The 20,773-nt window shown below is 63.2% G+C and carries 17 protein-coding genes and 5 tRNA genes; 10 read left to right on the top strand and 12 right to left on the bottom strand.

Annotated elements, in window-relative coordinates; all coding sequences use genetic code 11:
* Window positions 1-32: 32 nt before the first annotated feature.
* The gene (locus tag AC3WLM_RS00210) at window positions 33-410 is read left to right on the top strand and encodes a limonene-1,2-epoxide hydrolase family protein (RefSeq protein ID WP_492476191.1); all 378 of its coding nucleotides are present in this window, start codon (window positions 33-35) and stop codon (window positions 408-410) included.
* Window positions 411-463: 53 nt separating this feature from the next.
* Here the strand turns inward: AC3WLM_RS00210 and AC3WLM_RS00205 are convergent.
* The 10 genes from AC3WLM_RS00205 to thyA form a co-directional block, all read right to left on the bottom strand.
* Window positions 464-540 (bottom strand) — tRNA-Asp (locus tag AC3WLM_RS00205).
* 41 nt (window positions 541-581) lie between these two features.
* Window positions 582-658 (bottom strand) — tRNA-Asp (locus AC3WLM_RS00200).
* 138 nt (window positions 659-796) lie between these two features.
* Window positions 797-873: transfer RNA gene (locus AC3WLM_RS00195), tRNA-Asp, on the bottom strand.
* Between the two features lie 103 nt (window positions 874-976).
* Window positions 977-1,549, bottom strand: coding sequence for a YdeI/OmpD-associated family protein (locus tag AC3WLM_RS00190; protein WP_039332274.1), 573 nt, complete (start codon window positions 1,547-1,549; stop codon window positions 977-979).
* A 29-nt stretch (window positions 1,550-1,578) separates the two neighbouring features.
* The gene (locus AC3WLM_RS00185) at window positions 1,579-2,919 is read right to left on the bottom strand and encodes a dihydrolipoamide acetyltransferase family protein (RefSeq protein ID WP_492476190.1); all 1,341 of its coding nucleotides are present in this window, start codon (window positions 2,917-2,919) and stop codon (window positions 1,579-1,581) included.
* 4 nt (window positions 2,920-2,923) lie between these two features.
* Window positions 2,924-3,979 carry an alpha-ketoacid dehydrogenase subunit beta gene (locus tag AC3WLM_RS00180; protein ID WP_039332271.1) on the bottom strand — a complete coding sequence of 352 codons (1,056 nt, stop codon included), beginning with the start codon at window positions 3,977-3,979 and terminating at the stop codon, window positions 2,924-2,926.
* Window positions 3,976-5,271: a 3-methyl-2-oxobutanoate dehydrogenase (2-methylpropanoyl-transferring) subunit alpha gene (locus AC3WLM_RS00175; RefSeq protein ID WP_492476189.1), complete on the bottom strand. Its 1,296-nt coding sequence runs from the start codon at window positions 5,269-5,271 to the stop codon at window positions 3,976-3,978. The genes AC3WLM_RS00180 and AC3WLM_RS00175 overlap by 4 nt, the downstream gene beginning before the upstream one ends.
* A 227-nt stretch (window positions 5,272-5,498) precedes the next feature.
* Entirely contained in the window at window positions 5,499-6,257 is a 759-nt protein-coding gene (locus tag AC3WLM_RS00170; protein ID WP_492476188.1) for an SDR family NAD(P)-dependent oxidoreductase, read from the bottom strand.
* A 161-nt stretch (window positions 6,258-6,418) separates the two neighbouring features.
* On the bottom strand, window positions 6,419-7,441 hold the full coding sequence (locus tag AC3WLM_RS00165) for a VOC family protein (RefSeq protein ID WP_052242066.1): 1,023 nt from the start codon (window positions 7,439-7,441) through the stop codon (window positions 6,419-6,421).
* Between the two features lie 146 nt (window positions 7,442-7,587).
* Entirely contained in the window at window positions 7,588-8,532 is a 945-nt protein-coding gene (gene thyA, locus AC3WLM_RS00160) for a thymidylate synthase (protein WP_492476187.1), read from the bottom strand.
* 152 nt (window positions 8,533-8,684) lie between these two features.
* On the opposite strand from thyA, the gene AC3WLM_RS00155 reads away from it, so the two are divergent.
* Both AC3WLM_RS00155 and AC3WLM_RS00150 read left to right on the top strand, forming a co-directional pair.
* A tRNA-Pro gene (locus AC3WLM_RS00155) sits at window positions 8,685-8,761 on the top strand.
* A 203-nt stretch (window positions 8,762-8,964) separates the two neighbouring features.
* Window positions 8,965-9,576 carry a hypothetical protein gene (locus AC3WLM_RS00150; RefSeq protein WP_052242064.1) on the top strand — a complete coding sequence of 204 codons (612 nt, stop codon included), beginning with the start codon at window positions 8,965-8,967 and terminating at the stop codon, window positions 9,574-9,576.
* A gap of 70 nt (window positions 9,577-9,646) precedes the next feature.
* On the opposite strand, the gene recG is transcribed toward AC3WLM_RS00150, so the two are convergent.
* A complete protein-coding gene (gene recG / locus AC3WLM_RS00145) occupies window positions 9,647-11,704 on the bottom strand; it encodes an ATP-dependent DNA helicase RecG (protein WP_492478072.1) in 2,058 nt (685 codons plus the stop codon).
* A 145-nt stretch (window positions 11,705-11,849) separates the two neighbouring features.
* On the opposite strand from recG, the gene AC3WLM_RS00140 reads away from it, so the two are divergent.
* The 3 genes from AC3WLM_RS00140 to mfd all read left to right on the top strand — a co-directional run bounded on the left by AC3WLM_RS00140 (window position 11,850) and on the right by mfd (window position 16,167).
* Window positions 11,850-12,236, top strand: a complete 387-nt coding sequence (locus tag AC3WLM_RS00140; protein WP_492476186.1) for a host attachment protein — start codon at window positions 11,850-11,852, stop codon at window positions 12,234-12,236.
* A 127-nt stretch (window positions 12,237-12,363) separates the two neighbouring features.
* The gene (locus AC3WLM_RS00135) at window positions 12,364-12,645 is read left to right on the top strand and encodes an FAD assembly factor SdhE (RefSeq protein ID WP_039332261.1); all 282 of its coding nucleotides are present in this window, start codon (window positions 12,364-12,366) and stop codon (window positions 12,643-12,645) included.
* Window positions 12,646-12,672: 27 nt separating this feature from the next.
* Entirely contained in the window at window positions 12,673-16,167 is a 3,495-nt protein-coding gene (gene mfd / locus AC3WLM_RS00130; RefSeq protein ID WP_492476185.1) for a transcription-repair coupling factor, read from the top strand.
* On the opposite strand, the gene AC3WLM_RS00125 is transcribed toward mfd, so the two are convergent.
* Window positions 16,164-17,444 (bottom strand): EAL domain-containing protein, encoded by a 1,281-nt coding sequence (locus AC3WLM_RS00125; RefSeq protein WP_492476184.1) that lies wholly within the window; start codon window positions 17,442-17,444, stop codon window positions 16,164-16,166. The two genes, mfd and AC3WLM_RS00125, sit on opposite strands and share 4 nt — an antisense overlap.
* Window positions 17,445-17,595: 151 nt before the next feature.
* Between AC3WLM_RS00125 and AC3WLM_RS00120 the strand changes: the two genes are divergently transcribed.
* From AC3WLM_RS00120 to AC3WLM_RS00105, 4 genes are all read left to right on the top strand, one after another.
* Entirely contained in the window at window positions 17,596-18,375 is a 780-nt protein-coding gene (locus AC3WLM_RS00120) for an NAD kinase (RefSeq protein WP_156135716.1), read from the top strand.
* Between the two features lie 80 nt (window positions 18,376-18,455).
* Window positions 18,456-18,530: transfer RNA gene (locus AC3WLM_RS00115), tRNA-Asn, on the top strand.
* Window positions 18,531-18,667: 137 nt separating this feature from the next.
* Window positions 18,668-19,987: a tyrosine-type recombinase/integrase gene (locus tag AC3WLM_RS00110; RefSeq protein ID WP_492476183.1), complete on the top strand. Its 1,320-nt coding sequence runs from the start codon at window positions 18,668-18,670 to the stop codon at window positions 19,985-19,987.
* Window positions 19,947-20,681 carry a replication protein A gene (locus tag AC3WLM_RS00105; protein ID WP_492476182.1) on the top strand — a complete coding sequence of 245 codons (735 nt, stop codon included), beginning with the start codon at window positions 19,947-19,949 and terminating at the stop codon, window positions 20,679-20,681. Before AC3WLM_RS00110 ends, AC3WLM_RS00105 begins: the two co-directional genes overlap by 41 nt.
* Window positions 20,682-20,773: the final 92 nt, after the last annotated feature.

The raw sequence follows: 20,773 nt of genomic DNA, 5'->3' as shown, positions 1-20,773 counted from the left end.
ACCCTTTTGCCTAACGCAAAGGGGAGAATGGCATGCCTGGTCCAATTGAAACCGTCGAGGCCTTCTGCGCGATGTGGGAGCAACCCGGCGGATTTGCCGCTGCGGTGCGGGAATACTTCACAGAGCAGACCGATTACGAAAACGTGGGGATGACCCACACCATCGGCATCGAGCAAGGCCTTGCGCTGGTCGCAGGCTTCGAAAACGACATGGGGATTGCGCGCATCAAGGTCGACATGCTGGCGATTGCTGCCAACGGCAATACGGTCCTGACCGAGCGGGTCGATCACATGGTCAACGCTGCAGGCGAGACTTTCGTATCCCTGCGCCTAATGGGTATTTTCGAGGTGCTTGACGGCAAGATCGTGAAGTGGCGCGATTATTTCGACACCGCGCCGTTCAAGGGTTAGGCGCTCTGAACGCGAAAGGGCGCCCTGAGGCGCCCTTTGCATCGCATCTGACGTGGCGCGAGTGACGGGGCTCGAACCCGCGACCTCCGGCGTGACAGGCCGGCACTCTAACCAACTGAGCTACACCCGCGTAACGTCAAAAAAGTGCCACGAAGGCACCGTACCAAGTGGTGGCGCGAGTGACGGGGCTCGAACCCGCGACCTCCGGCGTGACAGGCCGGCACTCTAACCAACTGAGCTACACCCGCGTACCTCTTGGAAGCCGCGCCTCTATGGCAGGCCGTGTGGGCTGTCAACGGGCTTGAAAGCGGGAATTTTTCCACAACGGAGCGCCGCGTGGCGCACAAAGAAAAAGGCGCCCGGAGGCGCCTTCTTCATCATCCCAATGGCGCGAGTGACGGGGCTCGAACCCGCGACCTCCGGCGTGACAGGCCGGCACTCTAACCAACTGAGCTACACCCGCTCGCCGTTGGGAGCGCCGCCTCTATGGCAGCTTTTGCAGGCTGTCAACGCTCAACCACGAGCATTTGGCCTCGATCGACATTTTCTTCTCGCTGCCTGTGCCTTCAGCAATTCTGGTACTTCCAATTGCGGCTCTTGCCTTCGCCAATCCATTCGACCGCCTGCGCAATGCGCTTGTCCCGCGTGGGTTCGGTCTTCGCCTCGACGATCCATTCGATGTACTCCCGGCGCTGACCGGGAGGCATTGCCGCAAAGCGCTCTGCTTGCCCAGCGACTGCCAGAGCGGCGCTGAAGGGTTCGGGGAGTTCCGGCACTGGCTTGGGGGAAGCGCGCGGCAACTTTGCCTTTGGCGCAGAAAGCCGGGCGACGGCGGAGTTCAGTCGTTCGACAACAGTGGCCTCGTCCGGGAAATTCTCGAGCGATGCGATCCTGCGAAACGGACCCGTCCCGCCCGCTACCTCGTCGTTATGGAAGAAGATCGAGACATGGGCCTTGAAGGCCGCCATGCCTGCCAGGTTCTTTCCGCCCAACGTGAAGTGCGGCATGCCCCACTTGATGGCTTCGACGCATTCGGGCACCTCGCGATGCACCAGCGCCCGAAAATGCTCGAGAACCGGTCGAGCGAATGCTCCTGCATTCGCGATATGCTGATCGATGCGCGGATCGGTCGTCGGCATGTGTACCTCCGATCCGCACATCTATCACATCAGTCAGCCAGTAGCAGCACCGGCGTTTCGATGAGCTTCTTGATTCCCTGGACAAAGCTTGCGGCATCGTGGCCGTCGACCACGCGATGGTCGCAGCTGATCGAGATGTTCATCAGCTTGCGCTTCTCGATGCGCTCGCCACCCATGCCGTCGGGCACGAACATCGGCCGCTCGATTATCCGGTTGGGTCCGATGATGGCGACTTCGGGCCGGTTGATCACCGGGGTCGTCGCCACGCCGCCCAAGGGTCCGAGCGACGTGACGGTGAGGGTCGAGCCCGAAAGCTCATCCGACTTGGCGCTCCCATTACGCGCCGCTTCAGCAAGACGGCCAATCTCGCGCGCAAGCTGCCACAGGTTGAGGGACTGCGCATTGCGGATCACCGGCACCATCAGGCCCGCCGGCGTCTGCGCCGCCATGCCGAGATGGACCGCTCCGTAACGGGTCACCACGCCAGCTTCGTCATCGTAGCGGGCATTGATCATCGGGAATTGCGGCAGGGTACGACAGATCGCGGTGATGAGCAGCGGCAGCATCGTCAGCTTGGGCTTGTCGCCGCGGCTGCTATTGAGCTGTTCGCGCATCACTTCAAGTGCCGTAACGTCGCACTCTTCGACATAGGAGAAGTGCGGAATGTGGCGCTTTGATGCCGCCATGTTCTCGGCAATGCGGCGGCGCATACCAATGACCTTGATCACCTCATCGCCACGCTCCGGACCGGCGGAGCGATAGCCCCCCGTTGCATTGTAGGCGAGGAACTGATCGAGATCCGCATGGCGCACGCGCCCTTCCTCGGACGGGCGCACTTCGGACAGATCGATGCCGAGATCGCGCGCACGCTGGCGGACGGCCGGGCTCGCGAGGACCTTGGCATCGTAGCCGCGGCGAACTTGCTCTACCGCCTGCGCGGGAGCAGGCTTAGGCACTGCCGTGGCAAGCGGAGGTGGCGGTGGAGAAGGTGGCGGCGGTGCAGCTGCCTCAACCCGCGCCGCGTCGCCAGCGTCCGACGTCTCGACCTCGATGCGCTCTTCAACGATTTCCGCCTTGGGCGCGGGCGCAGGGGCTGGCGCCGCAGCAGGCGCCTGCGCCTCCCCTTCCCCTTCCGTCTCGATGACAACCAGTGCCGAACCAATCGCTACCACATCACCGACTTCGCCCGCGATCGAGACGACCTTGCCCGCCACGGGGCTTTCCATTTCGACCGTTGCCTTGTCGGTCATCATGTCGGCCAAGCGGCCATCTTCCTCGACCATGTCGCCCACGGCGACGTGCCAGGCCACGATCTCGGCCTCGGCGATACCTTCGCCGATGTCGGGCAGGCGGAATGTATAGGTTCCCATGGCTTCAGGCTTTCGTCAGGCGGTCGATGGCCTCGCCGATGCGGACGGGGCCTGGGAAGTAGGCCCATTCGAGGCTGTGTGGATAGGGGGTGTCAAAACCCGTCACGCGCTCGATCGGGGCTTCGAGGTGATAGAAACAGCGCTCCTGAACCAGAGCCGAGAGTTCTGCACCGAAGCCCGAAGTGCGCGTCGCTTCATGGACGATCAGGCATTTGCCGGTCTTTTCCACCGACTTTTCCACCGTCTCGATGTCGAGTGGAACCAGGGTGCGCAAGTCGATGATCTCGGCATCAACGCCCTTTTCCGCGCAAACCGCGGCGGCCACGTGGACCATGGTGCCGTAGGCCAAGACCGTGAAAGCGTTGCCCGGACGGACGATGCGGGCCTTGCCCAGGGGAATCGAATAGTAGCCTTCGGGCACCGCGCTGTCGGCATGCTTCGACCACGGCTCGACCGGCTTGTCATAGTAGCCATTGAACGGGCCGTTATAGATGCGCTTCGGTTCAAAGAAGATCACCGGATCGTTATCCTCGATCGCCGAGATCAGCAGGCCCTTTGCATCGTGCGGGTTGCTCGGCACGACCGTCTTCAGGCCGGCGACATGCGTGAACAGCGCCTCGGGGCTCTGGCTATGCGTCTGCCCGCCGAAGATGCCGCCGCCGAACGGCGAGCGCACGGTCATCGGCGCGATGAACTCGCCGGCCGAACGATAGCGCAAGCGTGCCGCTTCCGACACCAACTGGTCGAGCCCCGGATAGATGTAGTCGGCAAACTGGATCTCGGGCACGGGGCGCAGGCCATAAGCGCCCATGCCGACAGCCACGCCAATGATCCCGCACTCGCTGATCGGCGTGTCGAACACGCGGGTCTTGCCGTACTTCTTCTGCAGGCCCGCGGTGGCGCGGAACACGCCACCAAAATAGCCGACGTCCTCGCCCATAACGACAACGTTTGGATCGCGCTCCATCATGATGTCGAGCGCATCGTTGATTGCCTCGATCATGTTGAGGCGGCGGGTCGGAGCCTCGGCGAGGCTGACCGGCGATTCTTCGTGGGTCATGGCTGCTTCCCCTCCTCGGACCACTCTGGCCATTTGACCCGACGCTCGTGAATTGCCTGCTCGCTCTGCTCCCGAAGGTGCCAGGGCAAGTCTTCGAACACGTCTTCGAACATGGTGTGGAACGGGTGATGCAGCCCATGGCCGAGGATGCCGTTCTTTTCAGCTTCCTTGGTCGCGGCCTTGACCATGTCCATCTGTTCGCGATCCATCGCGGCGTGCTGCTCGTCGGACCATTCGCCGAGCGCGATCAGATGCTGCTTGAGCCGATTGATCGGATCCCCAAGCGGCCACTCCTCACGCTCGTGCGCCGAACGATACTGGCCAGGATCGTCCGAGGTCGAATGGCCCTCGGCGCGATAGGTGAAGTGCTCGATCAGCGTGGGCCCGGCGTTCGATCGAGCGCGGTCTGCTGCCCACTTGGTGGCCGCATAGACTGCCAGGGGGTCGTTGCCGTCCACCCGCAGCCCAGCCATGCCATAACCGATTGCGCGAGCGGCAAAGGTGGTACGCTCGGCGCCGGCAAATCCCGAAAAGCTAGAGATCGCCCACTGGTTGTTGACGACATTGAAGATGACCGGCGCGTTGTAGACGGTTGCGAAGGTCATCGCTGAATGGAAGTCCCCCTCTGCCGTCGATCCCTCGCCGATCCAGGTGGCCGCAATCCGGGTGTCACCCTTGATCGCGCTGGCCATCGCCCAGCCCACCGCTTGCGGATATTGCGTCGCAAGGTTGCCGCTGATCGTGAAGAACGAAGCCTCCCGCGCCGAATACATGATCGGCAGCTGACGCCCCTTCAGCTTGTCCGCCCGGTTCGAGTAGATCTGATTGATCATCTCGACGATCGGGTAGCCCCGCGAAATCAGGATACCCTGCTGGCGGTAGCTCGGAAAGACCATGTCGTCAGATGCCAAGGCCATTGCCGGGGCCACGGAGGTTGCCTCTTCCCCCGTACACTTCATGTAGAAGCTGGTCTTGCCCTGCCGTTGGCCGCGATACATGCGGTCATCGAAGGCCCGGGTCAGCGCCATGGTGCGAAGCATCCGCCGCAAGGTTTCGGCATCGAGCTTCGGATCCCATGGCCCGATTGCGCGATGATCGTCGCCCAGCACGCGAACCAGGTCGAAACACAGCCCCTGCGTTTCAGCTGCGGTGCACTGCTCGTCAGGACGCGGCTGCGCACCGGCGGGCGGGATTTCGAGGTGCGAATAATCGACCTCGTCGCCCGGCCGGAACTTCGGTTCCGGCACATGCAGCGCCAACGGCGCCATGTTGCCGCGCACGCTTCCGCTCATGCTGCGAAGACCTGCATCTGAACTCTCCCACATCGAATCGCGCTTTCCATATGGGAAAGCATGACAGACGCAAAGTTATATACTCTTGTTATTTTATTTCACAGAGCTTTTCTCGCTTCCGCCGTCCGGCGGATCGAAAAAGGTCTTTTCTAGCAAGGCTAATATATCGTCCGAGGATCACAAAGCGCCGAAGCGCCTCTTGTTCCAACAGGAGCCCGATGCTCCGGTCAGCTGCCGTCAGTGATCAGAGTTCCGCCATCGATCACGAGATTGTGGCCGGTGACAAACGCGCCGGCCGGCGCAGCGAGGAACACCGCAGCGCCCGCCACTTCATCCGGCGTTCCAGGACGACGCAATGGTGTCATCGCCATGCGACGCGCCATGAAAGCGGCATCATCAAGCAACGGCTGCGAAAGTTCCGTGGCGATGAACCCGGGAGAGATGGCATTGACCCGCACTCCGCTAGGTCCCCACTCCACAGCGAGATTGCGTGCCAGTTGCGCTACGCCCGCCTTCGCAAGAGCGTAGGCATTGATCCTAAGGTTGCCTCGCAGAGCCGAGAGACTGGCCATCAGCAAGGCCGCACCGCCGCCGCTCGCCGCGATATGCGGAAGGGCAAGATTGCACAGCACGACCTGGCTCCGCAGATTGATTGCCATGACACGAGCATAATCGTCCATGTCGATCTGCGCGAACGAACCCGGATTACCGGTGATTCCGGCATTGCAAACCAGATGGTCGATCCGCCCGAAAACCTCGAGGCTTTCAGCCACTAGGTGGGCCAGCGCTGCGTCATCGCTCACGTCGCAGGGGCAACCCGGCATGCCCAGCTCCGCGGCCACGCGCGCAGTATCGGCCGGGTCCTCGCTCGAGATCATCACTCTTGCGCCGGCTGCGATAAGCGCCTCTGCAATCGCGCGACCAATCCCACGCGTGGAGCCGGTAACGATGGCCGCTTTGCCAGAAAGATCGAACAGACCACTCATGCGCGAGCGACAGGACTGCCTTGGTCAGCCAGCACGTATAACGTCACGTCCATGTCGGTAACACCCTCTCCCATATGCTTGCACCGTAAGGGCGCATAAGAGATGGACCGTTGCAGGACAAAGGCAATCCATGGATGCCCCCCAATCAATGCCATGCATGGTTATTCGGCCGCGTCCAAGAGACGTGCCGTTTCGGCCGGGTGATATCGCAACTCGTCAGGCCCGGCATATCGCACGTCCCAATTGGGTTCGCCTTTCATGAAGTCCGGCAGGTTGGTCATGTATATCGCTGTTCCGAAAGCGCCGTCCCAGATGCGCGGCTTCCAGCTGTCATCAACGCAATCACAATCTGCACCGTATTCTGCCTCGCCACCCGCCGGACACGGCACGTAAAGGAACGCGGCCGAGGTCAGCCTGTGCCGCCCGAAACCCCAGTTCCAGTCACCGTAAGTGTAGCCGCGCCTGTCGAGGTAGTTCTTGGCCACCATCAGCTCGTCGATATCCTCGACTTCCCAATTGGCGTGGTGAAACTTCAGCGTCCCGTTGAAGCCCGGCATTGGCGCGTGCGCATCGGCCAGGAACACGTTGTGATGTTCGTAGCAGCCATCCGCCCGCATGTAGACGCCAAAGCCCTTCTGCATGTCGGTGATGCGGAAGCCGAGGATGTCCTGATAGAAAGCCACCGCCTCCTGCACGTCCGGAAACGTCCAGACGCAGTGGTGCGTGCGCTTTGGCACCGCCCGATCAATCCATTTGCGCGGCTGGTTGAGGCGGGCAATCCGGCCCACCGTATTCTGCGGGGTTGGCGCGCCAAAGACAGCACGCGGCTGCCACAGTTGCAGCCCAATCGCCTGCCCGAACGGCGTGACGAAATGGACCGCGCCCTCAGCATCAGTGGCCAGGTCAACGACGCGCTCAAGGCGAGCCTTGAGGCGTTCCAGCCCTTCCGCGTTGTCCACCGCCCAAACGCATTCATGGACGCCCTTCGTCGTCTGCGCCGAACCCTTGGGCAGATCGGGATGACCGCGCTTCAAGAACAATGACTGAGAACCGTCGGCCGCTTCGAAAAGCGCCGAGCCATCGTTCTGCTCGATCAACGTCAGCCCAAAATCGCGGAAGAAGCGAACGCAAGGTTCAACCTCCTCTACCATCCATGTCAACCGCTTGATGCCAATGATCGCCACGCCAATTCTCCTGCCTTGCTTGCAAGGGAATGGCGGCGTTCTCATCCAATCGTCTTGCGCCAGATCAAATCCGGATCATGAATTGTTTGAAGGACAGCGCATCAATTTCATGGATGCCGAACAGTAAGTCCACGCCCTTTGCCGGTTCAGACCGCAACGTCGGCCTTGATCACGCCCTGCGGCGCATAACCGGTCACTTGAAAATCCTCGATCCTGTAATCGAAGATTGAGTCCGGCCGGCGCAGGATCGAAAGCCGAGGATCTCCTGAAGGCTTTCTGGCGAGCTGGGTTTCAACCAGTTCGGCGTGGTTGAGATAGAGATGCGTGTCGCCCCCCATCCAAACCAGTTCTCCTGGTTCGAGATCACACTGCTGCGCTAGCAAGCGGATGAACAGGGCCGCACCCCACAGATTGAATGGCAGGCCCAGCGCCACGTCGCAGCTGCGCTGGTAGAGCAGACCATTCAGCCGGTTCCCGCTGACGTGGAACTGGTAGGTCTTGTGGCAGGGAGGCAGCGCCATCGCGTCAAGCTCGGCCACGTTCCAGCCCTCGACGATATGGCGACGGCTGCCGGGATTGGTCCTCAGCGAGCGGACCACGTCGGCAACCTGGTTCACCCCATACTCCCGCCGGCGAAACAGGTCATCGCCTGCCGGTTCATAGACCGGCCAGTCTACCCATTGCTTGCCATACACCGGACCGAGATCGCCCCATTCACGGGCGAACGCTTCATCTTCCACCACGCGTGCCGAAAAATCGGCGCGGGAAATGTCATCGCCGGAAGCCTTGCGGTATTTGTCCAGCGGCCAGTCCGTCCATATCTCGACACCCTGAGCGCACAGTTTGCGGATATTGGTATCGCCAGTCAGGAACCACAGAAACTCGCGGGTCGCTGTTTTCCAGTACACCCGCTTGGTCGTAAGCAAGGGCATGCGCCCGTCGGAAAGGTCGAAGCGCAATTGCGCGCCGAAGACCGATCGTGTGCCAACGCCGGTACGATCCACCCGCTCGTCTCCGCGCTCCCAGATCTCGCGCATGAGATCGAGATACTGCTGTTCGTAATGGCGGGCGGAATCGGCGCGTTCAGGCATGGCTTCGCTTCTAGCTGCGCGGGCGGGCTCGAGCAAAATCGCCGCCGAAATTTCCCGGCGAAAAAACTTGGCGTTACCCGCTTGCCAGCGTTGGAACTGCTTCGTATAGGGCGCCCCTGCCTCGCAGCCGGGTCACCGGTTGGCGGATCGGTCGGGGAATAGCTCAGCCTGGTAGAGCACTGTCTTCGGGAGGCAGGGGCCGGAGGTTCGAATCCTCTTTCCCCGACCATTTCACCTTCGAAGGTGATCGAAAGGGCGGCCTTCGGGTCGCCCTTTTCGTTTGGCCAGGCTGCTCGGTTCATCGCGCACCTGCCACAACTCCTTCATTTGGCCCGCAAATCCGTCTCGCAAAGTCGCAAACCGGGTTTCGCTGCGGAACGACAAAGACGACCTTGTCCGGGTTACCCAATCAACAGGACAGGAACTCCATTCGTGACCATCCGCAAACTCACTGTTGCCCTTCTCGTCGCCACATTACCCATCGCCACCGCAGCAAACGCACAAGACGCAGCTGCTGGCACCGAAGCCACGGCCACGGCTGAAGCCACCACGGCCGCGCCGGCGGCGGCCACACCGGCCGTCGGCGCTGTTGTCTATGATGCTGCCGGCGCCGAAGTCGGCAAGATCAAGAGCGTCAACGCGCCCAACTTCGTGATCGACACCGGCAAGAACACCGCCACCTTGGCGCTGACCGCACTCGGCACTGGTCCCAAGGGCCCGGTCCTCGGCATGACCAAGGTCGAACTGGATGCGGCTGCCGAAAAGGCTGCTGCAGCGGCAAAGGCTGATACGGCTGCTGCGATCGTTGTCGATGCGCCGGTCTATGCCTCGGATGGCACCACCCAGCTAGGCAAGGTCGCCGAAGTGACCGATACCGAATTCGTGCTCGATGCGGGTACGGTTCGCGTGAAGCTGCCGAAGACTTCGGTCGCCAAGGGCGCCTCCGGTCTGATGATCGGCATGACCGCGCAAGGTTTCGCAGACGCTACAAAGAGCGCCGACCAGAGTGCGAATGCAGCGGCCGCAAAGCCCGCTGGCAAGTAAGCAATTCAGGGAGCGGGCGGCGCGTTTACCCCTTTTTCGCGCCGCCCAACCGTTCCCTCGGATCAGCCTCTTAGCCGCCCCTGAGAAGTTGCACGCCCCAATCCCGCTCGAAAAGGTAGAGCAGCACGCGGGCCGCTTCCCCTCTTGGCGACGACAAACCGCCGTCGCGTTCCATCAGCAGTCGTGCATCATCATGCGCTAGCGGCAGCAACCGCGCGATCTGTTCGAAGTCCGCCACCTTGAACGGCGTATCGCCCGATTGCCGGGTGCCAAGCAGCTCTCCGCCGCCCCGCAACCGCAAGTCTTCCTCGGCCAGGCGAAAGCCGTCCTGCGTCTCTCGCATCAGAGCAAGCCGCTCGCGCCCGGTTTCCGAGAGAGCCTCACCACGCAGCAGCAGGCAGGTCGATTGCTGGCTGCCCCGTCCGACACGCCCGCGCAACTGGTGCAACTGGGCCAAACCGAAGCGCTCTGCCTGCTCGATCACCATCAGCGTCGCGTTAGGCACGTCGACGCCGACCTCGATTACCGTCGTCGCAACCAGCAGTTGCGCGTCACCTCGGGCAAACTGCTCCATGGCCGCATCCTTGGCCTCGGGCCGCAGCTGGCCGTGAACCATGACCACGGTATCCCCGAACCGCTCCTTCAGCGCAGCATAGCGCGCTTCTGCGGCAGCAATGTCTTCCGTCTCCAGCTCGCGCACCATCGGGCAGACCCAGTAGGCCTGCGCACCCTTGGCAATGTGCCGCGCCACTCCTTCGACCACGTCGGCAAGGCGCTCTGTCGAAATCACGCGGGTGTCGATGGCCTGACGGCCGGGCGGCATTTCGTCGAGCCGCGAGACGTCCATCTCCCCGTACTGCGCCAGGGTCAGCGTGCGCGGGATCGGTGTGGCCGTCATCGCCAGGCAATGCGGAGTCCGCCGCGCCTTCTGGGTCAGCATCAGGCGCTGCCCCACGCCAAAGCGGTGCTGCTCGTCGATCACCACAAGCGCAAGATTGCGGTAGGCGACGGCCTCCTGGAAGATCGCGTGCGTACCGACGCAAATGTCGATCGAGCCATCGAGCAGCCCCATCAGGATCGATTCGCGCGCCTTGCCCTTGTCGCGTCCGGTCAACAGCGCGATGTTCACGCCTGTCCCTACAGCCATCCGCGTCAGAGTCTCGGCATGCTGGCGCGCGAGGATTTCGGTCGGCGCCAGCAGCGCGGCTTGCCCGCCCGCCTCCACCGCGATCAGCATGGCATTGAGCGCCACCGCCGTCTTGCCAGACCCGACATCGCCTTGCAGCAGACGCAGCATCGGCGCGCCTTGCGCCATGTCGCTTTCGATCTCGGCAATCGAGCGCTTCTGCGCGCCAGTCAGTTCGAACGGCAGTTTGAGCATTGCACGCAATTGCCCGTCCCCGTGCAGCGGCGTGCCCTTCTTCGCACGGTTGCTCTCCCGCACCAGCATCAGGGCGAGGCTGTTGGCCAGCAGTTCGTCATAGGCGAGCCGGTCCTTGGCCAGCTTGTCCTCGGCCTTGTGTGCAGTCGGCAGCGCTGCGTCCCAAGACGGCCAGCCCATTCGCGCGATGAGGCCCGGCTCGATCCACTCCGGCAGCTTGGGCAGGTGCGCCAGCGACTGCGCCACCAGGGCCTGAACCCGCCCCTGCGTCAGCCCTTCTGACAGCGGATAGACCGGCTCGTTCAGCTGGCCGAGCATGCCGGCGCTGTCCTCGCTCACATGATCGGGATGCACGATCTGCCAGGTCTGGCCGAACTGGTCGAGCCTGCCCGCCACCCAGCGCTTCTCGCCCAAGGGGAGCTGCTTCTTCGCGGTATAGGCCGCTCGCCCGAAATAGGTAAGCGCGACATAGTTGCCAGCGGCATCCTCGGCCATGACCCTGAAAGGACCGCGCCCGGCCGACTGACGATAATCGCGCACCGTCAGCGGCAGCACGATCTGTTCCCCCAGCCCCGCCTCGTCCAGATTGGCCACCGCCCGGCGCAGCACCCAGCGATCGGGCAGGTGGTACGCGATATCCTTGACGCGGGTCAGCCCCAGCTTCTCTAGCGGGCGCGCCAGACCAGGCCCCACGCCTTTGAGGCTGGAGCTTTCCGCGAACAGGGGGTTGAGCAGGTCAGGACGCATCGCCCGCCCGACATAGGCTGCAAGGCCACGTTTCGCCAATGCCGCCCAAAGCGAAATTCACGGCCATTTTTGACCCAGCGCATGGTTCAGGTGCTGAGCCGGTGCTTGAGTTGCTTTCGAAGATAACGAAAGCAGGAGCAAAACGATGTTGATCCCTCATGGAGCCGTCATTGCCGTCGTCGATGGCAAGGCCTGGGAACTCTACCGCAACGCCGGGACCGAAGCCGCCCCCGAACTCGCGGCCATGGAAACGCCTGCGCTCGTCGAGCACAATCACTCCAGCGGCGGCAGCCACGCATCGCCGCATCAGCAGGACGAGACCGCCCATTGTGCCGCGGTAGCCGATTGGCTCGACCGGCAGGTGCGGGGTCACAAGATCGCCCAGCTCGTGCTGATCGCTCCGCCGCGCGCCTTGGGCGAACTGCGTCACCAGATCGGCAAGGGCACCCAGAACGCGATCATCAAGGAACTGGCCAAGGACATGGTCGGTCGCCAGCCCACCGAGATCATCGCCGCGCTGCGGGGCAAGTAACTCGCGCGGCCAAGCGATGGGGCATTCCGGCGCGGGGAAGGACGGCTTCGGCCGGAGGCGCCGGGATGCCCTTTGGCATGGGGCCAGGACCCTTGTCTCGCTGGGCCGATGGGCCTAACGGCAGAGCATGACCGAGCCTGCTGCAATCGCCCCCGAGAGCCTTCGTCGCCTGCACTTCCGCGCCTGGCACCGCGGCACGCGCGAAGCGGACTACATGATCGGTTGTTATTTTGACCGCTACCACGCCAATTGGTCGGCCGAGCAGGTAGCCTGGTTCGAAGAGCTGATCGAGGAAGACGACGTCGAGATCATGGCATGGGCGCTCGGCACACAGCCTGTGCCCGAAAAGTATGCCGGTGCGATGATGGACGCCATGCGCAAGCTGGACTACGTCGAGATCCCGCGCTGATTTTGCCTCTCGCGCGTTAAGCCTGCCATGTCCGACCTCGCCCGCATCCTTTCGGCCAAGACGCCGCTAACGCTTTCGTCCGTCGCGCGTGGCGCGCAGCCGCTTGTTCTCGCCGATCTCGCCCGCGCCGCCAAAGGTCGCGCCGTCTTCATTGCGCCTGACGAGTCGGCAATGCGGGCCATCGTCGAGAGCGCCGCATTCTTCGCGCCGGACCTTGAAGTCATCGACTTTCCGGCGTGGGACTGCCTGCCGTTTGACCGTGCCTCCCCGGCGCTATCGGTCAGTTCCCGCCGCCTCGCCGCACTGCAGCGGCTGCAGCGCAAGCGCAGCGGACCGCAACTGCTCGTCACGACGATCAACGCCGCGCTCCAGCGCGTCCTGACGCCGTTCCGTATCCGCGAATCCACCCGCCTGCTTTCGCCGGGCACCGAGATCGGCCGCGAAAGCCTGATCGCACTCCTCCAGCGCCAAGGCTATTCGCGCACCGACACGGTCGTCGACGCTGGCGAGTACGCGGTGCGCGGATCGGTGTTCGACATCTATCCTTCTGGCCTCGACCACGGCCTTCGGCTGGACTTCTTCGGCGACGAGCTTGAAACCCTGCGCCTGTTCGATCCGAACACGCAGCGCTCGGTGCAGCCGGTCGAAACGCATCTCCTGCTGCCAGCCAGCGAAGCCCTGCTCGATGATGACAGCATCAAGCGCTTTCGCAGCCGCTACCGCGAACTGTTTGGCGCGAACGCCACCGGCGATCCGCTCTATCAGGCCATCACCGATGGCCGTCGCCTTGCCGGCATGGAGCACTGGCTCCCGCTGTTCGAAGACCGGCTCGTCACGTTGTTCGATCATCTGGCCGAGGATGACCTTGTCCTGATCGACACGACTGCGATCAAGGCTGCCGAACAACGCATTGCCGACATTGCCGACTATCACCAGTCGCGCCTCGATTCCTCGTCCAAGGCGCCGGGCAGCTACCGTCCACTGGCCGAAACCGCGCTCTATCTTTCGCGCGATGAACTGGACCGGGCGCTTGCCGGTTGGCCGGTGCACCGCACCACCATCTTTGCCGAGCCGGAATCGAAGCAGGTTGTCGATTTCGGCTTCACTTCGAGCCACGATTTCACGCCGGAGCGCGCTGCCGCAACCTCCGGTGGGACCAACATCTACGAAGCGGCCGCCAAGTACATTTCGGCATTGGGCACGCGCGGCAAGAAGCCGATCATCGCGGCCTATACTGCCGGCTCGCGCTCACGCCTCGCCTCGCTGCTGGCGGAAGCCGGCAAGTTCACGCCACAGATGGCTGAAACCTGGCAGGAGGCACTGGGCCTTGCGGCGACGGGAAAACCCGCCGCCGTGGTCCTCCCGCTCGAACAGGGCTTTGCCAGCGACGATCTGGAACTGCTGACCGAGCAGGACATCCTCGGCGACCGGCTCGTCCGCCGCAAGAAGAAGCGCAAGGATGCCGACGCCTTCCTCGCCGAATTGTCCGCGCTTACGCCGGGCGATCTCGTCGTCCACATGGACCACGGCATCGGCCGTTACCTCGGCCTCGAAGCCATTGGCGTCGGCGACAGCCCGCACGATTGCGTCCAGCTGGAATATTCCGGTGGCGACAAGCTCTACATCCCGGTCGAAAACCTCGACGTCCTTTCACGCTATGGCTCTGATGCCGATGGCGTTGCATTGGACAAGCTGGGCGGCGAGGCTTGGCAGCGCCGCAAGGCGCGCATGCGCGAACGCATCCTGGAGATGGCCGGCCACCTCATGGCCACGGCCGCCCAGCGCGCCCTGCGACAGGGCACGGTGCTCCCCGTCGATCCCACCAGCTACGGCCCCTTTGTCGACCGCTTCCCATGGGACGAAACCGAGGATCAGGAACGCGCGATCGACGACGTCCTCGGCGACATGGCCGAGGGCAAGCCGATGGACCGCCTGGTCTGTGGCGACGTCGGCTTCGGCAAGACCGAAGTTTCCTTGCGCGCGGCGTTCGTCGCAGCCATGCAGGGTGTCCAGGTGGCCGTCATCGCGCCGACGACCCTGCTGGCGCGCCAGCACTATTCGAATTTCGTCGAACGCTTCAACGGCTTCCCGCTGGAAATCGGTCGCCTCTCGCGCCTCGTCCCCGCCAAGGAAGCTGCCGAAACCAAGGCCGGGCTGGCCAGCGGCAAGGTTGATATCGTCATCGGCACCCATGCGCTCCTGTCCAAGTCGGTCGAGTTCAAGCGCTTGGGCCTGGTCATCGTCGACGAGGAACAGCGCTTTGGCGTCACGCACAAGGAAAAGCTCAAGGAACTGAAGGCGGACGTTCACGTCCTCACCCTCACTGCCACGCCGATTCCGCGCACGCTGCAGATGGCCATGTCGGGCCTGCGTGAACTTTCCACGATCCAGACCCCGCCGGTGGACCGCCTGGCCGTGCGCACCTATGTCATGCCGTGGGACGATATGGTCATGCGCGAGGCCTTGCTGCGCGAACACCAGCGCGGCGGGCAGAGCTTCATCGTCGTGCCGCGCATCGCCGACATGCCCGAGCTCGAGGAATGGCTGCGCCTAAATGTGCCCGAAGTCCGCTTCGTGACAGCACACGGCCAGATGAGCCCGACCGAGGTCGAGGACCGGATGGGCGCGTTCTACGAGAAAAAGTACGAGGTTCTGCTTTCGACCACGATCGTCGAAAGCGGCATCGATATCCCCTCGGCCAACACCATTGTCATCCACCGCGCCGACCGCTTCGGGCTGGCCCAGCTCTACCAGCTGCGCGGACGCGTCGGTCGCGGCAAGATCCGCGCCTACGCCTATCTCACCGTGCCAGAGGACATGGCGCTGTCCGAAGTCGCCGAAAAGCGCCTCAAGGTTCTTGGCGATCTCGACAGCCTTGGCGCCGGCTTCCAGCTTGCCAGCCACGACCTTGACATTCGCGGCGCCGGCAACCTCCTCGGCGACGAGCAGTCGGGCCACATCAAGGAGGTGGGCTTCGAACTCTATCAGTCGATGCTCGAGGATGCGATCCTTGCGGCGAAGGCCGGCGACATCGGCCTCGCCCGCGAACGCGAGGCACTGAGCCCCCAGATCACGCTCGACGCGCCGATCATGATCCCGGAGGACTACGTCCCCGACCTTGCCGTGCGCATGGCCCTGTACCGCCGCATGAACGACGCCGAAGGACCGGACGCGGTCGAGGCCCTCGCCGCCGAGATGATCGACCGCTTCGGACCCCTGCCCGCGCCCACGCAGAACCTGCTGCGCCTGATCGAGGTCAAGCGCCAGGCCATCGCCGCCAATATCGCGAAGATCGACGTCGGCCCCAAGGGAGCGCTGGTCAGCTTCCACAAGGACACCTTCCCGGACCCCGTCGGCCTCATCGGCTATGTCGAGAGGCTCAACGGCGTTGCCAAGCTTCGTCCCGACAACAAGCTGGTCATCACCCGGGCTTGGGGCACGGCCGAAGGACGCCTGAACGGCCTGGTACAGATGACGAAGGGTCTGGCTGCAATCGTGAAGCGTGCGAAGAAGGCCGCCTAAAGCAAAGCGGAGACCTCTGCCGCGCTGATCGGTCCTGATCGCAGGAAACCCTGGAACGTGTCGCAGCCCTCTTGCTGCAGCACTGAAAGCTGGCTCTCGCGCTCGACGCCTTCGCACACGATCTTGAGCCCCAGCGCACGCGCCATCGCGACGATCGCCGTCAGGATTGCCCTGTCGCGCGGATCGCTGTCGACGTCTCGGACCATGGATGCGTCGAGCTTGATCGTATCGAGCGGCAGCGACTTCAGCGTGCGGAAGTTCGCATAGCCCGTCCCGAAATCGTCGAGCGCCATGCGCACGCCCACTGAAGCGAGCTCCGCCAGCGCCGCTGCTGATTGGGCAAAGTCCGCCACCAGCGCATGTTCGGTCACTTCCAGCGTAAGCCTCGTCGGCACGAACCCGGTTCCGACCAATAACTCGCGAAAGTCTGCAGCGAATGCTTCGCTTGCCAGATCCTCGGCTGTCACGTTGAGGGACAACGCGAGCTTGCCCCACCCCGCCGCCGCCGTCAGTGCCTTGCCCGCGATATGCCGTGAGAGCTGCGCCACATGATCGCCACGCTCGGCAAGGGCGAAAAGCGTCTCCGCGCCGATCCGGCCAAGTTGGGGATGGTCCCAGCGCGCGAGAGCTTCCACGCCGACCAGCACGCCGTCGGCCACGCGATACTGTGGCTGGAACACGAGTCCGATCTCGTCCCGCGAAATGGCCCCGATCAGATCGGCTTCAAGCCGCGCCGCACTCCGACCTCGCGCCCGGTGCGAGCCATCGGCCCAGAGTATGCGGCGTCCGGCTTGCTGCTGTACCGCGCCGAGCGCTTGATCCAGGCGGTCGATCATTGCCGCCCCGGCCTCGCCCGGAATTCCGCGCAACAGCGCCGTTCGTGGAACCAGGTGCAGCATCTCGCCCCGCACCGGCAGACCGCGAGAGATGCGGCGCGTCAGTGCTTCTGCCAGCCACTGCCAGCGCTCACGACTGATAGTGCCGTCGCTGGCGATCAGGAACTCGCCACCGCCCACGCGCGCCACCAAGGAACCAGGGTCCAGTTCGTCGACCGCAAAATCGGCGATACGTCGCCCTATTTCAGCCAGCGCAGTATCTCCGCCCGCATGGCCGTAAGCCAAGTTGACCGAACTCAAGCGGTGCAGACCGACAAGCATGGCATGGACAAAGTCCGGCTCATGCCGCGCCAGCCACGATCTTGCCGCAGCCAGTCCCGGCAAACCAGTGAGAGCATCCCGGCCAGCATCGGCATCCGGCAAGGTCAGGCGGTGAGGCATGATGCGTCGAATAGCAGCGGAACCTTGCCAAAGCGTTCCCCGTTCGCGGCAAGCCCCCGCTCCAGTACTTTTGTGCATTGCGCGGCTTCAGTTAGCCCCATATCCCCGCTCCGGTACGATGCAGTCGCGTCAGATGGGGGCTTTGATACTGATGCCGGACTTCACTCGCCTAGCGCTTGTAGCTTCGCCCAGCGAGCGCGCCCAGGACGCTTACGAGAGCCTTCTGAAGAGCAGGAACTGGGTTTCTCTCGATCAGGCAGAGGCGGCCGTGGTCATCGGCGGCGACGGCTTCATGCTGCAGACACTGCACCACATGCTCGATATTGACCACGTCGTGCCGGCCTTCGGGCTCAATCTCGGCACAGTGGGCTTCCTGATGAACAAGTACCGGTCGAGCCGTGGCATCGAGGAGCGACTGGCCAAGGCCACCCAGATCTCGGTCTCGCCCCTGCGCATGACTGCGATAACCAACTCGGACGAAGAACATTCGGTCTGCGCGATCAACGAAGTCTCGATCCTGCGCGAAACCCGCCAGACCGCCAAGTTGGAGGTCAGCGTCAACGGCAAGGTGCGCATGCCCGAACTGGCCTGCGACGGCGTCCTCGTCGCTACCCCTGCTGGCTCCACCGCCTACAACCTCTCGGCCAACGGCCCGATCCTGCCGTTGTCCTCGAACATGCTGGCGCTGACGCCGATCAGCCCCTTCCGTCCCCGCAGGTGGCGCGGCGCGATTCTGCCCGACACCTACGAGATCGTATTCAAGGCGCTCGAATCGGTGAAGCGGCCGGTTCTCGTCGTGGCCGATCAGAAGGAAGTGCGCGATGTCCGCGAAGTGCGTGTGAAGGCCTGGCCCGAACACCGCCTTACCCTGATGTTCGACCGCGGCCAGAGCCTCGAAGACCGCATCTTCGCCGAGCAATTCATGGTCTGAGCAAAAATCTCGAAACAGGTGCTTGCCAAACGAGAATCGCCTGTTATTAGCGCGCTCCTGCCCCGGGGAACTGGGGCTGCTCCCTGATAGCTCAGCGGTAGAGCTCTCGACTGTTAATCGAGCGGCCGTAGGTTCGAATCCTACTCAGGGAGCCACTTTACTTTCCCAGCCATTGCCACACATTGGCAAAAGTGCCCGGAAACGCTGAATTTCAGCCTCCCTCTTTTCCCATCCTTTGCCACTCGTTATCAGCCCTGTGCCATCACTTTGATGGCACCGCTGGTGGTATCGAATGAAGCTGACCGACAAGGCCTGCAAGAACCTGAAGTCGACTTCGCCAGAGCAGCGCTTGGCGGACGGCGGGAACCTCTACCTACACGCGCTGCCGGGTGGGACGAAGTCCTGGCGCTTCCGCTATCGGTTTGCCGGAAAGCAAAAGCAGATCGTGCTGGGCACCTATCCCGAGTTATCGCTCGCGGCAGCCAGGAAGGCGCGGAACGAACTTCAAGCGCTGGTGGACGACGGGCAGGACCCTTCGGTGGTGCGCCATCAGGAGAAGGTCACCAAGCGGGCGGAGGCTCTCGACAGCTTCGAGCTGGTGGCACGCGAGTGGCACCGCGAAACCACGTCCAATCGTGCGCCTCGCTATGCTCGGCAGATCCTGGAACGATTCGAGCGGCACGTATTCAAGGAGTTCGGCGCGATCCCGATCAAGAAGGTCTCCGCGCCCATGGTGCTGGATGCCATACGGAAGATCGAAAAGACCGGCGCGCTGGAAATGGCGCACCGCGTTCGTATTCACATCTCGGATGTGTTCGTCTGGGCGATTTCGAGCGGGCTGGCGGAAACGGACCCGGCAGCGCTGATCAAGAAGGCGTTGAAGCCGCGCGAGCCGGAACTTCGGCCTGCAATGCTGACCGTGCTCAACGCGCAACGCGTTCTGCGCAACTCCGAGGCGACGTCGGGCGTCTACTGGGGCGTTCGCTTGGCCTCGCGCCTGCTGGCGTTGACGGCGGCGCGCCCCGGCGTGGTCTGGATGGCAGCGCGCTCCGAGTTCGAGGGGCTGGATGGCCCGGAGCCAATATGGCGCATTCCGGCCGACAAGATGAAGCTCACGCGCAGCCAGAAGAAGGACGCGACGTACGAATTCATTGTGCCGCTTTCGAAACAGGCCGTAGCGGTGGTGAAAGTCGCCATGCTGCTGAGCCACAGCAAGACCTGGCTGTTTCCCGGCATGACGAAGGCCGACAAGCCGATATCGCCGTCGACCGTCTCGAAGCACTATCGGGAAGTGGGCTTCACCGGGAAGCACGTGCCTCACGGTTGGCGGGCAACGTTCTCCACCGTGATGAACGAGCGTGCCGCCTTGGCCGATCGAAAGGACGATCGCGAGATCATCGATCTGATGCTGGCACATGTGCAGGAAGGCGTCGAGATCATCTACAATCGCTACCTCTACATGCCGCGCCGGCGCGAGTTGGCGCAGGAGTGGGCCGATCTACTGCTGGATGGCTTCCCACCACCGGGAGCCATCATGCCGGACGTGACCGCGCCGCAGTGCGAGGTGCAGCATGAGCGCCCGCTCGATCGGCGAAATCGTCGCCAGCGCTAAGCCGCAAAAAGCCTTCCGGTCCGGACAGCCCGTCTGGCGCAACAGCTACACCGAAGGCCAGATCGAAAAGCGCATCTGGCGTCCGATCGCCGACGGCACCAAGCGCGGTGCCCGCCGTCGCATCGGCGCCATTCTAAAGAGCGCGAGGGAGCTCGAACGGAGGACCAGGCGCGAACGTCAGCGCGCCCACCCCGGATGTCGCAACGGAGTGCTCGGGCAAATCGGACTGGACGTACTCGAGGTGCTCTATACCCGGTTCGTCGACTTCAAGACTGGCGAACTGGAACCGGCAATTGCCACGATTGCCGACGCGGTGGGTCATTCCTATGCGGCGGTACACGCGGCCCTGCGCCGACTCCGGGCTGCAGGTTTCCTGCACTGGGTCCGGCGCAGCAGGCCGACAGAGCGCAAGGGTGAAGCAGGGCCGCAGGTCGAACAGATCACCAACGCCTATGCTCTGCTCATCCCGAAGTCGATCGAGGGGCTCATCAAGCATCTCCTGGGCAAGGCACCGATCCCCGACGATGCGCGCTGGCGCAAGGAAGCGCAGGCGGCTGAGTGGAAGTCTATGCTGGATGGCCTCAGCGCGCAGGAACTGGTCCGCGACACGTGGACAGGCGACAACCTCGCGGGAGAAACGCTTGCCCGCATCGCGCGTCTGTTGGACCAGGAGCGCGAATCTTCGAGGGCTTGAGAAACCGGGAGGGGATATATCCCCTATGGAAAGGAGTGGCTTCGCCACACGTAATTTGATCACGTCACCCCACCTTCACCGCAGTATCCGCC

It is taken from the genome of Novosphingobium sp. FW305-C-30-35 (assembly GCF_058783135.1).
The sequence above is the reverse complement of the archived record's forward strand: the minus strand, read 5'-3'. Positions and strand labels throughout refer to the sequence as shown.

Bases quoted from the DNA above. Each gene is read 5' to 3' on its own strand.
- AC3WLM_RS00135 (WP_039332261.1), top strand. From the start codon at position 12,364: ATGACCGAGCCTGCTGCAATCGCCCCCGAGAGCCTTCGTCGCCTGCAC.
- AC3WLM_RS00120 (WP_156135716.1), top strand. From the start codon at position 17,596: ATGCCGGACTTCACTCGCCTAGCGCTTGTAGCTTCGCCCAGCGAGCGC.
- AC3WLM_RS00185 (WP_492476190.1), bottom strand. From the start codon at position 2,919: ATGGGAACCTATACATTCCGCCTGCCCGACATCGGCGAAGGTATCGCC.
- thyA (WP_492476187.1), bottom strand. From the start codon at position 8,532: ATGCCTGAACGCGCCGATTCCGCCCGCCATTACGAACAGCAGTATCTC.
- AC3WLM_RS00170 (WP_492476188.1), bottom strand. From the start codon at position 6,257: ATGAGTGGTCTGTTCGATCTTTCTGGCAAAGCGGCCATCGTTACCGGC.
- AC3WLM_RS00190 (WP_039332274.1), bottom strand. From the start codon at position 1,549: ATGCCGACGACCGATCCGCGCATCGATCAGCATATCGCGAATGCAGGA.
- AC3WLM_RS00210 (WP_492476191.1), top strand. From the start codon at position 33: ATGCCTGGTCCAATTGAAACCGTCGAGGCCTTCTGCGCGATGTGGGAG.
- AC3WLM_RS00110 (WP_492476183.1), top strand. From the start codon at position 18,668: ATGAAGCTGACCGACAAGGCCTGCAAGAACCTGAAGTCGACTTCGCCA.
- AC3WLM_RS00175 (WP_492476189.1), bottom strand. From the start codon at position 5,271: ATGAGCGGAAGCGTGCGCGGCAACATGGCGCCGTTGGCGCTGCATGTG.
- AC3WLM_RS00125 (WP_492476184.1), bottom strand. From the start codon at position 17,444: ATGCCTCACCGCCTGACCTTGCCGGATGCCGATGCTGGCCGGGATGCT.
- AC3WLM_RS00140 (WP_492476186.1), top strand. From the start codon at position 11,850: ATGTTGATCCCTCATGGAGCCGTCATTGCCGTCGTCGATGGCAAGGCC.
- AC3WLM_RS00180 (WP_039332271.1), bottom strand. From the start codon at position 3,979: ATGACCCACGAAGAATCGCCGGTCAGCCTCGCCGAGGCTCCGACCCGC.
- recG (WP_492478072.1), bottom strand. From the start codon at position 11,704: ATGCGTCCTGACCTGCTCAACCCCCTGTTCGCGGAAAGCTCCAGCCTC.
- AC3WLM_RS00105 (WP_492476182.1), top strand. From the start codon at position 19,947: ATGAGCGCCCGCTCGATCGGCGAAATCGTCGCCAGCGCTAAGCCGCAA.
- mfd (WP_492476185.1), top strand. From the start codon at position 12,673: ATGTCCGACCTCGCCCGCATCCTTTCGGCCAAGACGCCGCTAACGCTT.